Origin of the sequence: Escherichia sp. KTE52, from assembly GCF_000408325.1 — a bacterium.
GTDB classification, from domain to species: domain Bacteria; phylum Pseudomonadota; class Gammaproteobacteria; order Enterobacterales; family Enterobacteriaceae; genus Escherichia; species Escherichia marmotae.
Window position 1 is genome coordinate 190245 of record NZ_KE138676.1, and the last position, 13554, is coordinate 203798.

General features: G+C 51.2%; 12 protein-coding genes. 5 read left to right on the forward strand and 7 right to left on the reverse strand.

Annotated elements, in window-relative coordinates; all coding sequences use genetic code 11:
• Positions 1 to 4 precede the first annotated feature (4 nt).
• The 5 genes from poxB to aqpZ form a co-directional block, all read right to left on the reverse strand.
• On the reverse strand, positions 5 to 1723 hold the full coding sequence (gene poxB / locus A1SC_RS20120) for a ubiquinone-dependent pyruvate dehydrogenase (protein ID WP_016261849.1): 1719 nt from the start codon (positions 1721 to 1723) through the stop codon (positions 5 to 7).
• A gap of 132 nt (positions 1724 to 1855) precedes the next feature.
• On the reverse strand, positions 1856 to 2824 hold the full coding sequence (hcr, locus tag A1SC_RS20115) for an NADH oxidoreductase (RefSeq protein WP_016261850.1): 969 nt from the start codon (positions 2822 to 2824) through the stop codon (positions 1856 to 1858).
• Between the two features lie 11 nt (positions 2825 to 2835).
• Positions 2836 to 4488, reverse strand: a complete 1653-nt coding sequence (hcp, locus tag A1SC_RS20110; protein WP_000458827.1) for a hydroxylamine reductase — start codon at positions 4486 to 4488, stop codon at positions 2836 to 2838.
• 142 nt (positions 4489 to 4630) lie between these two features.
• Entirely contained in the window at positions 4631 to 5530 is a 900-nt protein-coding gene (gene lysO / locus A1SC_RS20105) for an L-lysine exporter LysO (RefSeq protein ID WP_000491126.1), read from the reverse strand.
• Between the two features lie 140 nt (positions 5531 to 5670).
• Positions 5671 to 6366 (reverse strand): aquaporin Z, encoded by a 696-nt coding sequence (aqpZ, locus tag A1SC_RS20100; protein WP_001516085.1) that lies wholly within the window; start codon positions 6364 to 6366, stop codon positions 5671 to 5673.
• A gap of 424 nt (positions 6367 to 6790) precedes the next feature.
• On the opposite strand from aqpZ, the gene A1SC_RS20095 reads away from it, so the two are divergent.
• Entirely contained in the window at positions 6791 to 8449 is a 1659-nt protein-coding gene (locus A1SC_RS20095) for an ATP-dependent endonuclease (RefSeq protein WP_016261851.1), read from the forward strand.
• Here the strand turns inward: A1SC_RS20095 and A1SC_RS20090 are convergent.
• The gene (locus A1SC_RS20090) at positions 8446 to 9396 is read right to left on the reverse strand and encodes a VirK/YbjX family protein (RefSeq protein ID WP_143192605.1); all 951 of its coding nucleotides are present in this window, start codon (positions 9394 to 9396) and stop codon (positions 8446 to 8448) included. The genes A1SC_RS20095 and A1SC_RS20090 overlap by 4 nt on opposite strands.
• Positions 9397 to 9554: 158 nt before the next feature.
• Here A1SC_RS20090 and macA point away from each other — a divergent pair, with 158 nt between their 5' ends.
• Positions 9555 to 10670: a macrolide transporter subunit MacA gene (macA, locus tag A1SC_RS20085; RefSeq protein WP_000747340.1), complete on the forward strand. Its 1116-nt coding sequence runs from the start codon at positions 9555 to 9557 to the stop codon at positions 10668 to 10670.
• Entirely contained in the window at positions 10667 to 12613 is a 1947-nt protein-coding gene (gene macB / locus A1SC_RS20080; RefSeq protein ID WP_000188199.1) for a macrolide ABC transporter ATP-binding protein/permease MacB, read from the forward strand. Before macA ends, macB begins: the two co-directional genes overlap by 4 nt.
• Before the next feature lie 72 nt (positions 12614 to 12685).
• Here macB and cspD read toward each other — a convergent pair whose 3' ends face one another.
• Entirely contained in the window at positions 12686 to 12910 is a 225-nt protein-coding gene (gene cspD, locus A1SC_RS20075) for a cold shock-like protein CspD (protein ID WP_000410785.1), read from the reverse strand.
• A 149-nt stretch (positions 12911 to 13059) separates the two neighbouring features.
• Between cspD and A1SC_RS25575 the strand changes: the two genes are divergently transcribed.
• Positions 13060 to 13134: a hypothetical protein gene (locus A1SC_RS25575; RefSeq protein ID WP_212741843.1), complete on the forward strand. Its 75-nt coding sequence runs from the start codon at positions 13060 to 13062 to the stop codon at positions 13132 to 13134.
• A gap of 98 nt (positions 13135 to 13232) precedes the next feature.
• Positions 13233 to 13553, forward strand: coding sequence for an ATP-dependent Clp protease adapter ClpS (gene clpS, locus A1SC_RS20070; RefSeq protein ID WP_016261853.1), 321 nt, complete (start codon positions 13233 to 13235; stop codon positions 13551 to 13553).
• Position 13554 lies beyond the last annotated feature (1 nt).

Sequence of the window (13554 nt, forward strand, 5' to 3'; positions counted from 1 at the left end):
CTTTTTACCTTAGCCAGTTTGTTTTCGCCAGTTCGATCACTTCATCACCGCGTCCGCTAATGATCGCCCGCAACATATACAGGCTAAAACCTTTGGCCTGTTCGAGTTTAATCTGCGGTGGAATAGCTAACTCTTCTTTCGCGACGACCACATCCACCAGTACAGGACCGTCGATGGAGAAGGCGCGTTGCAGGGCTTCGTCGATTTCAGCGGCTTTCTCTACGCGGATGCCCGTAATACCGCACGCTTCGGCAATGCGGGCAAAGTTGGTGTCGTGCAGTTCAGTGCCATCTGTCAGGTAACCACCAGCTTTCATCTCCATCGCCACAAAGCCCAGCACGCTGTTGTTAAAGACGATGATTTTCACCGGTAGTTTCATCTGTACCACCGAGAGGAAATCGCCCATTAACATACTAAAACCGCCATCACCGCACATGGCGACTACCTGACGTTCTGGCTCGGTTGCCTGCGCGCCCAGCGCCTGTGGCATGGCGTTAGCCATCGAACCGTGGTTAAACGAACCTAACAAGCGACGCTTACCGTTCATTTTCAGATAACGCGCAGCCCATACCGTTGGTGTGCCGACGTCACAGGTAAAGATGGCATCATCGGCAGCAAAATGGCTAATTTGCTGAGCCAGATATTGCGGGTGAATCGCTTTCTCGCTCGGTTTGGCTAAATCGTCCAGCCCTTTACGGGCATCGCGGTAATCTTCCAGCGCTTTATCCAGGAACTTGCGATCGGTTTTTTCTTCCAGCAATGGCAGAAGTGATCGCAGGGTTGATTTGATATCGCCCACCAGCGCCATATCCACCTTGCTGTGTGCGCCAATGCTGGCAGGATTGACATCGATCTGAATAATTTTGGCATCGGTCGGGTAGAACGCGCGGTAGGGGAATTGGGTGCCGAGCAGCACTAAAGTGTCGGCATTCATCATGGTATGAAAACCCGATGAGAAACCGATTAAGCCGGTCATTCCGACATCATACGGATTATCGTATTCGACATGTTCTTTACCACGCAGAGCATGGATGATTGGCGCTTTAATTTTCCCGGCAAACTCTACTAACTCTTTATGCGCGCCCGCGCAGCCGCTGCCGCACATCAGTGCAATATTTCTGGAGTAACGCAGTAGTTGCGCCAGCTTGCGTAACTCTTCTTCTTCCGGCGTCACTATTGGCAGTGGCGCGTGATACCAGTGGGTGGTTGCCCCTTCTGGCGCAGGTTTTAACGCCACATCGCCCGGTAAAACGACCACCGAAACGCCACGGTTAAGCACCGCTTTGCGCATGGCGATCGCCAGTACTTGCGGGATCTGCTCCGGGCTGGAAACCAGCTCGCAATAGTGACTACATTCGCGGAATAACTCTTGCGGGTGGGTCTCCTGAAAATAACCGCTACCAATTTCGCTGGAAGGAATATGGGCGGCAATCGCCAGTACCGGAACGTGATTACGATGACAGTCGAACAGGCCGTTGATTAAGTGCAGGTTGCCTGGCCCACACGATCCGGCGCAGACCGCCAGTTCTCCTGAAAGCTGGGCTTCAGCGCCAGCGGCAAAGGCCGCGACCTCTTCATGGCGGGTGGACATCCACTCGATAGTGCCCATACGATTAAGGCTGTCGCTGAGGCCGTTAAGCGAGTCGCCTGTCACTCCCCAGATACGTTTCACCCCAGCCGATTCGAGCGTTTTAGCGATATAAGCTGCAACCGTTTGTTTCATGGTTTTCCGTCTCCTGAATGTGATAACGGTTACAAGTTTAGTTCATCTGACGGAGAGGGAAGGGATGGGAGAAAAAGGAGGCACTAACAGTTAAATTGCCCGATGACAGGAATATCATCGGGCATAATGCGATTACGCGAGAACCATATCTCCCTGCGGATGGCAGGAACAGGCCAGCACGTAACCCTCAGCGATTTCGGCGTCAGTCAGCGTCATGGTGCTGCTCACCGTGTATTCGCCAGAAATTATTTTTGTTTTACAGCAGCCGCAAACACCCGCACGACAGGCGGCGACGACCGGAACTTTATTGCTTTCCAGCGCCTCCAGCAGCGTGGTGCCAACCGGGGCATAAAATTCTTGTGCCGGTTGTAATTTGGTGAATTTCAGACCACTGGTCGCAGCGTCCGCCACCGGCGTGAAGAACTTCTCTTTAAAGAAGCGTGTTACGCCAAGTGTTTTCACTTCCTGTTCCACCCAATCCATATACGGAGCCGGGCCACAGGTCATCACGGTACGCGAAGCCAGGTCAGGAACGCTTTCCAGCAGTTCGCGAGTCAGGCGACCAGCGATAAAGCCCTCGCTGACGTTATTTTCTGCCACCAGCGTCACCGGATAGTTGCGCCATTCGTCGGCAAAAATGACATCCTGCGGTGTGCGCACGTTGTAGATCACCTGTACATCGGCCTGCGGACGATTTTTCGCCAGCCAGCGACGCATCGACATAATTGGTGTGACACCGCAGCCTGCTGCCAGTAACAGGAATTTCTCTTCTGTTTTATCGTCGCAGGTAAATTCCCCCATCGCATCCGAAAGCCAGAGATAGTCACCGCGTTTCACCTCGCGAGTCAGCCACTGGGAGCCGACACCGTCATCAATCCGCCGCACGGTCAGGGTGATGTATTCACTCACGCCTGGCGTGGAGGAAATGGTATACGCACGCAGCGTTTCTGCTGAGTTACGCACGCTGACCAGCGCATATTGCCCGGCGCGATACGGATAGTAATCGTGGCAAATCAGGGAAAGCGTCCACACATCCGGTGTTTCTTGCTTAATGTGATGAACCTGCATCCGCCACGGGCATTGATTCGTTGGCATCGTCATCGATAAACTCCTTACGCGCTCAACAGTTGCTTCATGTCTTCTTCAACAGTGGTGATAGAACGCAGGCCGAATTTCTCATTCAGCACCGCCAGCAGGTCTGGGGTCAGGAAGCCTGGTGCAGTCGGGCCGGTGACGATATTTTTCACGCCCAGAGAAAGCAGCGTCAGCAGAATAACAATTGCCTTCTGTTCAAACCAGGAGAGTACCAGCGAGAGTGGCAGATCGTTGACACCGCAACCCAGTTTTTCTGCCAGGGTGACAGCCAGAATAATCGCTGAGTATGCATCGTTACACTGGCCAGCATCCACCAGACGCGGCAGACCTTCGATATTGCCAAACTCAAGTTTGTTAAAGCGATATTTACCGCAGGCGAGCGTCAGGATCAGGCAGTCATCCGGCACGCTGGTAGCGAAATCGGTGAAATAGTGACGTTCACCACGGGCACCGTCACAGCCGCCAAGCAGGAAGATATGACGCAGTTTTTCACGGCTCACCAGATCAATCAGCGTATCGGCTGCGCCAAGCAGCGTCTGACGACCAAAACCTACGGTGATCAGATGCGGAATCTCGCTGTACGGGAAGCCCGCCATTTGTTGCGCCTGGGCGATGACCGCAGAGAAATCCTCACCATCCAGATGACGCACGCCCGGCCAGCCAACAATGCTGCGGGTCCAGATACGATCGTCATAAGCGCCGACGGTTGGGTCGATGATGCAGTTAGAGGTCATCACGATAGGGCCAGGGAAGCGAGCGAACTCAACTTGTTGATTCTGCCAGCCACTGCCGTAGTTACCGACCAGATGCTTGAATTTACGCAGCTCCGGGTAGCCGTGAGCAGGCAACATTTCGCCGTGGGTGTAGACGTTAACGCCCGTGCCTTCGGTCTGTTCCAGCAGGTTATAGAGATCTTTGAGATCGTGACCGGAAATCAGAATGCATTTACCCGCTGTAGCTTTGACGTTGACCTGAGTCGGTGTCGGATGACCGTATTTACCGGTTTCGCCTGCATCCAGAATGCTCATCACTTTGAAATTCATCTGGCCGATTTCCATGGAACACTCGAGAAGTGCGTTCATATCGGAAGGCCAGGTTCCCAGCCATGCCATGATTTTATGGTACTGGGCGTAAATATCGTTGTCGTACTGACCGAGAACGTGAGCGTGTTCCATATAGGCCGCCGCACCTTTCAGACCATACAGGCAGAGCAGACGCAGGCCGAGAATATTTTCGCCAATCGTTGCTTTATCTTTATTTGGCGTAAATTCCGCCGCCTGACGTTGCAGTTCACCGAGATCATCGCTCACCAGTTGCAAGTCAGCCATCGGGTTATCGACGCGGGCGTTTGCATCTACTGCCAGGCATTGTGCTTTCAGCGCCTCACGCAGGGCAATCGCTTCACGGGCGTAGCCGACAATACGAGGAGAATCGAAGTTAACGTTAGTCAGCGTTGAGAAAAATGCACGCGGCGCGAAGCTGTCTACGTCGTGGTTGATGATGCCGTATTCACGTGCTTTTACCGCCCAGGCAGAAAGCCCTTGCAGCGCCGCAATCAGTAAGTCCTGAAGGTCAGAGGTTTCCGCCGTTTTACCACACATCCCCTGCGCGTATGAGCAGCCGTTTCCTGCCGGAGTACGGATAGTTTGTTCACATTGCACACAAAACATGATCACACCTTTAAAGTTATATTTAATATACATGTTTAAGGTTAAGACGCTTAACGCGGGGATAAAAGGGATTTTTGTTGCAACTTTAAGGGAGATTGATTTAGCGCAATTTTGGCGGCAGGGTTCTACCGCCAGAGAGGTATTACGCGGAGAAAAGGGCGATCAGAATGGGCACCAGCAGGCTAAGAATAAAACCGTGAACAATCGCCGCCGGGACCATCTCCAGACCACCTGTACGCTGAAGAACGGGCAGGGTGAAATCCATCGATGTGGCACCGCACAAACCCAGCGCCGTTGAGCGACTGCGACGGATAAGGCCGGGGATTAGCATGATGGCGATCAGCTCTCGTGCCAGATCATTAAAAAACGCTGCGCTACCGATTACCGGGCCAAAAGATTCGGTCAACAATATACCGGAAAGAGAATACCAGCCGAAACCGGAGGCCATTGCCAGCGCGGTGTTGATAGGGAGATCAAGAATAAAGGCGTTAATTAAACCGCCAATTAATGAACTGGCAACCACTACCACAGCGACAATCATTCCCCGGCGATTAAGGACAATCTGCTTTAAGGTCATGCCATTATTGCGTAGCTGAATACCGACGAGGAAAAGTAACAGAATTAACGTGTATTCGCTGGCTTCAGTGGCGTGTTGTAAGAAACCTAATCCGCTAAGGCCAATGGCAAAACCAATCACTACTACGCCGCACAGTTTTAGCGACTCCAGTGCCATCGCAATACGTGACGGTAATTTCTCTTGCTGGTGGTGATTACGCCATGGCAAACCACGCTCCAGCCACAGCAAGGCGACAATATTGCATAGCAAAATAACGGTAATACTGACGGCGGAATAATGCAGGATCGCCAGCAAATTACTGGCAAGATTATCAAGGAACGCCAGGCTAATACCCATAAAAAAGAGAATGAGATAGACCATCCAGCTTAATAACTGATTAATGCGTTTTAACGCAGCTTTTTGGCGAAGCGGAATGAGGTAACCCACAATGAGTGGCACCAGAATGATTAACAGCCCAGAAAACATGAAAACTCAGCCCTTGCAAAGAAGAAATCGGAATGCGCGATGACACACTACTGAAAGCGGAAGGATGAGTAAAGTTGCAATTAAAAGGAAACGTTATGCAAATAAGAAGGCCTGACATTGCGTCAGGCCTTCTGCGTTAATTAATCGCGTTTTTCCAGCAGTGTCCGGTAAATCAGACCACCAATAATACCGCCGACAATGGGCACTACCCAGAAGAACCACAGTTGTTCTAACGCCCAGCCACCCTGGAAGATAGCAACCGCAGTGCTGCGCGCCGGGTTAACGGAGGTGTTAGTGACCGGAATACTGATTAAGTGAATCAGCGTTAATGCCAGACCAATGGCAATCGGCGCAAAACCCGCCGGCGCGAATTTGTCGGTCGCACCGTGGATCACCAGCAAGAAACCAGCGCTCAATACCAGTTCAACAACCAATGCAGAAAGCATGGAATAGCCGCCAGGTGAATGCTCACCATAACCGTTAGACGCAAAACCGCTGGCCGCCGCGTCAAATCCGGCTTTACCGCTGGCGATTAAATACAGCAGTGCCGCCGCAACAATACCGCCAACAACCTGGGCAATGACGTAGCCAACGACTTCTTTTGCCGGGAAACGACCGCCAGCCCATAAACCAATAGTGACTGCCGGGTTAAAATGACCACCAGAAATATGACCAACAGCGAAGGCCATGGTCAGTACTGTCAGACCAAACGCCAGCGCGACACCAGCAAAGCCAATACCTAATTCCGGAAATGTTGCCGCCAGCACAGCGCTACCGCAGCCACCAAATACAAGCCAGAAAGTACCAAAACATTCTGCTGCTAATTTTCTGAACATATCCACCTCAATTAAAAATTGACCCTGTGAAAAATATGGTCGTTTTATAGGGTCGTCGTAAAAAAGTGACGACAGAAATAATGCGTGGGTATTTTAAAAACGAAGCTGAGTCATTCGCCAGATAAATAAATCCAGTAATTTTGATTTAGAACAAATGAGGGTTCCCCCATATAGTCATTTGCCTGATTGACAGTGTAGTGCAAACCACGAAATTAAACCTTTGGGGGTAATAAAAATAATACACAAGATTAATCATTTGATTTTATTGTTTTTTGCGGGAAATCAGTGAGAGGGCGTCTGACACAATTATTCGCTCATTTTTCAGACATTTGCCATGCTTAAGTGTGATGTCATCACGTATTCCTGGGGGCTTTCCCGTTATACTGCCGGAGTAAAGGATAAGTAACATATTTCTGGAGGGGATATGATTCTTGAGCGCGTTGAAATTGTGGGCTTTCGTGGTATCAACCGACTATCGTTGATGCTGGAACAAAACAACGTCCTGATTGGGGAGAACGCGTGGGGTAAATCCAGTTTGCTGGATGCGCTAACCCTACTGCTATCGCCAGAATCAGATCTCTACCATTTTGAACGCGACGATTTCTGGTTTCCGCCGGGCGATATCAATGGCCGGGAACACCATCTGCATATCATTCTGACCTTTCGTGAATCGCTGCCAGGGCGGCATCGTGTTCGCCGTTATCGCCCACTTGAAACATGCTGGACGCCGTGCGTCGATAGTTATCACCGCATTTTTTATCGTCTGGAAGGGGAGTGTGCGGAAGATGGCAGCGTGATGACGCTGCGCAGTTTTCTTGATAAAGACGGGCATCCGATTGAGGTTGATGATATTAACGATCAGGCGCGTCATCTGGTGCGGTTGATGCCTGTTCTGCGCTTGCGTGATGCCCGCTTTATGCGCCGTATTCGCAACGGAACTGTACCAAATGTGCCCAATGTGGAAGTTACCGCGCGCCAGTTGGATTTTCTTGCCCGTGAATTATCCTCACATCCACAAAATCTTACTGACGGACAGATTCGTCAGGGGCTTTCGGCAATGGTGCAACTGCTTGAGCATTATTTTTCGGAGCAGGGAGCCGGGCAGGCGAGATACCGCTTAATGCGGCGGCGGGCCAGCAATGAGCAACGGAGCTGGCGTTATCTGGATATCATCAACCGGATGATTGACCGGCCTGGAGGTCGTTCGTATCGGGTTATTTTGCTTGGGCTATTTGCGACTTTGCTACAGGCAAAAGGCACATTGCGGCTGGATAAAGACGCGCGTCCGTTATTGTTGATAGAAGATCCGGAAACGCGCCTGCATCCGATTATGCTTTCAGTCGCCTGGCATCTGTTGAACCTTCTGCCATTGCAGCGTATTGCTACCACCAACTCTGGCGAGCTGCTTTCGTTAACGCCGGTAGAGCATGTTTGCCGTCTGGTGCGTGAATCTTCTCGCGTTGCCGCATGGCGTCTGGGGCCGAGTGGCTTGAGTACCGAAGATAGCCGACGCATATCCTTTCACATTCGTTTTAACCGTCCGTCATCGCTGTTTGCCCGTTGTTGGTTGCTGGTGGAAGGGGAAACAGAAACCTGGGTTATTAACGAACTGGCGCGCCAGTGTGGGCATCATTTTGATGCTGAAGGGATCAAGGTCATTGAATTTGCCCAGTCAGGATTAAAACCGCTGGTTAAATTTGCCCGCCGGATGGGGATTGAGTGGCATGTGCTGGTCGATGGCGATGAAGCCGGGAAGAAGTATGCCGCTACGGTGCGCAGCCTGTTGAATAACGATCGGGAAGCTGAACGAGAGCATTTAACGGCATTACCGGCGCTGGATATGGAGCATTTTATGTATCGCCAGGGATTTTCCGATGTATTCCATCGCGTGGCGCAAATCCCGGAAAATGTACCGATGAATCTGCGCAAAATCATCTCGAAGGCGATCCATCGCTCTTCCAAACCCGATCTCGCCATTGAGGTTGCAATGGAGGCCGGACGCCGTGGTGTGGAGTCCGTACCGGCATTGCTGAAAAAAATGTTCTCGCGCGTGCTGTGGCTGGCGCGCGGTCGGGCAGATTAACCGCAAAACATCGTTGCCATCTGTGGCTGAATAGCGTCGAGCATCTCATAGCGGCGACGGTATTCAGCTCGTTTTTTACTGGCTATTTCAGCAACTTCTTTTCGTACTATCTGACCAGGAAGTCGGTAATGCCGTTCGGCATCGCATTCGCCGCCAACCGACTCCCAGAACGCGTTATAGTCCGCATGGATTTTTCCTTCTTTATCGCGATAGCGCAGGCTGCGATAAATATGCGTTTCATTGCTGACGGCAATAATCTGCTCAACCTGTAAGCGTTGGGCAAAGAGACAGACCGCTTCCATCACCAGACGTTTTGGAAACAGACCGTGGCAGGCTTTCGTCGCATTCTGGATTTCCTGGTGCGGAATTTCCCATTTCGCGCCTTGCAGTCCACCAATAAACAGCGTTCTTTTTCCCTGGTACTCACACAGAGTGAAGGTGATCTCTGCCAGAGGGATGCCCTCGCTGTTACGGAACAGGATCGTGCTGTCACCTTCTTTATCCATTGAGATCATCATGGTCAGTTCAAGCGTGAACTGCTCGCCGTTTTTTCCTTCCAGCTTCGCCAGTTGCAGCCCGGGGGTATTCAAATATAAGCTGAATTCTTCCGCCGACATGCAGGCACGCAGCAATGCATAATGGTAACGTAACGCCTCCAGTAATTGTTTGCGGTTAAGATTGGCGGCAAGGTAAGGGCGATGCAGACGAACAGGCAGTCGCGGCTGGCGTGTTAACAGCGTATTGAGGTTCGGCCAGTGGGATAGTTCGTTCATCCACTCAACGCTTAAACGCGGCATAATCAAAGAGCGCAGCAAAAATTTCTGGCGAAAGCTACGGCGATGCCAGAATTTACCTGGTCGCCACTGGCCACCAGCCAGACTAAGGAAAAGAGACATGCTGCTAAGAGATTCAGATGGCGTAAAAGCCCGTTCAGTAAGTTGTGACATATTCACAAAATCAATGATTATACATAGCGTCGATTTCACCATCGGAAATCTTAACCAAACATCAATAATGTGATTACTAACGGAAATTTTAGGGTTTTGTTGATATTTTGTTGATGTTAACAACGCCCGGATGCGCGTATGGAGTACTCAATATATTCATGAAAAAGCGAAGAAACATTAAGAAGCGTTACGTTATTGCGCTGGTGATAGTCATTGCCGGGTTGGTTGCATTGTGGAAAATTCTCAATGCGCCGGTGCCAACTTATCAGACATTGATAGTGCGCCCCGGTGATTTGCAGCAAAGCGTGCTGGCGACCGGAAAGCTCGACGCGTTGCGTAAAGTTGATGTTGGCGCGCAGGTTAGCGGTCAGTTGAAAACGCTGTCGGTGGCGATTGGCGATAAAGTGAAAAAAGATCAGCTTTTAGGCGTTATTGATCCAGAACAGGCTGAAAACCAGATCAAGGAAGTGGAAGCGACGCTGATGGAGCTGCGCGCACAACGTCAGCAGGCGGAAGCAGAACTGAAACTGGCTCGGGTGACATACTCTCGCCAGCAACGACTGGCGCAAACGCAGGCCGTTTCACAGCAGGATCTCGACACTGCTGCGACTGAAATGGCTGTTAAACAGGCGCAGATTGGCACCATTGATGCGCAAATCAAACGCAATCAGGCCTCTCTCGACACAGCTAAAACCAATCTCGATTACACCCGCATCGTTGCTCCGATGGCCGGGGAAGTCACGCAAATCACTACCCTGCAAGGGCAGACGGTGATTGCCGCACAACAAGCGCCGAACATTTTGACGCTGGCAGATATGAGTACCATGCTGGTAAAAGCGCAGGTTTCTGAAGCGGATGTTATCCACCTGAAGCCGGGGCAAAAAGCCTGGTTTACGGTGCTTGGCGATCCGCTGACGCGCTATGAAGGGCAGATTAAAGATGTGTTGCCAACACCGGAAAAGGTCAACGACGCTATTTTCTATTACGCCCGTTTTGAAGTACCAAACCCCGATGGTCTGTTGCGGCTGGATATGACTGCACAGGTGCACATTCAGCTCACTGATGTGAAAAACGTGCTGACAATCCCACTGTCGGCGTTAGGCGATCCGGTTGGCGATAACCGCTATAAGATCAAACTGCTACGTAATGGAGAAACGCGCGAGCGTGAAGTAACGATTGGCGCACGTAACGATACCGATGTTGAGATTGTCAAAGGGCTGGAAGTGGGCGAAGAAGTGGTGATTGGTGAGGCCAAACCAGGAGCTGCGCAATGACGCCTTTGCTCGAATTGAAGGATATTCGCCGTAGCTATCCCGCGGGAGATGAGCAGGTTGAGGTGCTGAAGGGGATCACTCTGGATATTTATGCCGGAGAGATGGTGGCGATTGTCGGCGCTTCGGGTTCTGGTAAATCGACCTTGATGAATATCCTCGGCTGCCTGGATAAAGCCACAAGCGGCACCTATCGCGTCGCCGGTCAGGATGTTGCCACGCTGGACGCCGATGCGCTGGCGCAGCTCCGTCGCGAGCATTTTGGCTTTATTTTTCAGCGTTACCACCTGCTTTCGCATTTAACCGCCGAGCAGAACGTTGAAGTTCCCGCCGTCTATGCTGGCCTTGAGCGTAAACAGCGACTGCTGCGCGCCCGGCAATTACTGCAACGACTGGGGCTGGAAGAGCGCGCAGAGTATTACCCTGCTCAGCTTTCCGGTGGTCAACAACAGCGAGTCAGTATCGCCCGCGCGTTGATGAACGGTGGGCAGGTGATCCTCGCTGATGAACCGACAGGCGCGCTGGACAGCCATTCCGGTGAAGAGGTGATGACTGTCCTGCATCAGTTGCGCGATCGCGGGCACACGGTGATTATCGTCACTCATGATCCGCAGGTTGCCGCCCAGGCAGAGCGGGTGATCGAAATTCACGACGGCGAAATCGTGCGTAATCCACCCGCTATTGAAAAAAATACTGCTGCAGCCAACAGCGAACCGGGTGTCAAAACGGCGTCTGGCTGGCGGCAGTTCGTCAGCGGTTTTAACGAGGCGCTGACGATGGCGTGGCGCGCGCTGGCAGCCAATAAAATGCGTACTTTACTGACCATGCTGGGGATTATTATCGGTATTGCGTCGGTGGTATCTATTGTCGTGGTGGGCGACGCGGCTAAACAAATGGTACTGGCGGATATTCGTTCTATTGGTACTAATACTATTGATGTCTATCCTGGGAAAGATTTTGGCGATGACGATCCGCAATATCAGCAGGCGCTGAAGTACGACGATTTAATCGCCATTCAAAAACAACCGTGGGTCGCTTCTGCCACACCCGCCGTCTCGCAAAACCTGCGCCTGCGTTATAACAATGTTGATGTTGCTGCCAGCGCCAACGGCGTAAGCGGGGACTATTTTAATGTTTATGGTATGACTTTCAGCGAAGGGAACACCTTTAATCAGGAGCAACTGAATGGTCGCGCGCAGGTAGTTGTTCTCGACAGTAATACCCGCCGTCAGCTTTTTCCGCATAAAGCGGATGTGGTTGGCGAGGTGATTCTTGTCGGTAATATGCCAGCGAGGGTCATCGGCGTGGCGGAAGAGAAACAGTCGATGTTTGGCAGTAGTAAAGTGCTGCGCGTGTGGTTGCCTTACAGCACCATGTCCGGGCGGGTTATGGGGCAGTCGTGGCTTAACTCCATTACCGTAAGAGTGAAAGAAGGCTTTGACAGCGCTGAAGCTGAACAGCAACTCACCCGTTTGTTGTCGCTGCGCCACGGCAAAAAGGATTTCTTCACCTGGAACATGGACGGTGTCTTGAAAACGGTCGAAAAGACCACACGTACTTTACAACTGTTTTTGACACTGGTGGCGGTGATTTCGCTGGTGGTGGGCGGCATTGGCGTCATGAATATTATGCTGGTATCGGTGACAGAGCGGACGCGGGAAATTGGTATCCGCATGGCCGTGGGCGCGCGCGCCAGCGATGTGTTGCAACAATTTCTGATTGAAGCCGTGCTGGTTTGTCTGGTGGGTGGTGCGCTGGGGATAACGCTGTCACTGTTAATCGCTTTCACATTGCAGCTTTTTTTACCCGGTTGGGAAATTGGTTTTTCTCCGCTGGCGCTGCTACTGGCGTTTCTTTGTTCAACCGTTACCGGGATTTTATTTGGCTGGCTGCCTGCGCGAAATGCGGCAAAACTGGATCCAGTGGATGCTCTGGCACGGGAGTAATATTTGAGATAAAAATGCCAGCCGATCGGGCTGGCATTTTGCCTGTAGGATGTACACAATGAGACAGAAGAGCTATGCGACTGCAGCTTCTACTTCGACGGGCACAATGACACTGGCATGATTGCCTTTTGGCCCCTGGTGGACATCAAACTGAACGGATTGCCCAGCTTTTAGCGTTCTGTAACCATCCATCTGGATGGTGGAATAATGAGCGAAAATATCTTCGCCGCCGCCTTCAGGGCAGATGAAACCAAACCCTTTGGCATTGTTGAACCACTTAACAGTACCCTTTTCCATGCTTCGACATCCTTCGCAAATCTTATACAAGTAAGATGGAATAAACCGGGGTCAGAGAGGGAGCTGTTCAAAACCTCGCCAACTCTAGAAATACAATTTAGAGAAATAGGGCGAGTCGTCAAGCGTTTGACAGGGGGCTGGGGGTAGGTATGCATCAAAAATTTGAAGCAGTTAACGCTATTGACAGTAATGTGACTGATGTCGCTGATGCCAACGATAGATGATAATTATCTATTATGTGGAGTAGATTGGTCAGGCAAATAAGCTCTTGTCAGCGGCAGAGCGTTCTGCCGATAACCGTAACCGAAGATGATAACTGACAATGGGTAAAACGAACGACTGGCTGGACTTTGATCAACTGGCGGAAGAAAAAGTGCGTGACGTGCTAAAACCGCCATCTATGTATAAAGTGATATTAGTCAATGATGATTACACTCCGATGGAGTTTGTTATTGACGTGTTACAAAAATTCTTTTCTTATGATGTAGAACGTGCAACGCAATTGATGCTCGCTGTTCACTACCAGGGGAAGGCCATTTGCGGAATCTTTACCGCCGAGGTTGCAGAAACCAAAGTGGCGATGGTGAACAAGTACGCAAGGGAGAACGAGCATCCATTGCTGTGTACGCTGGAAAAAGCCTGAA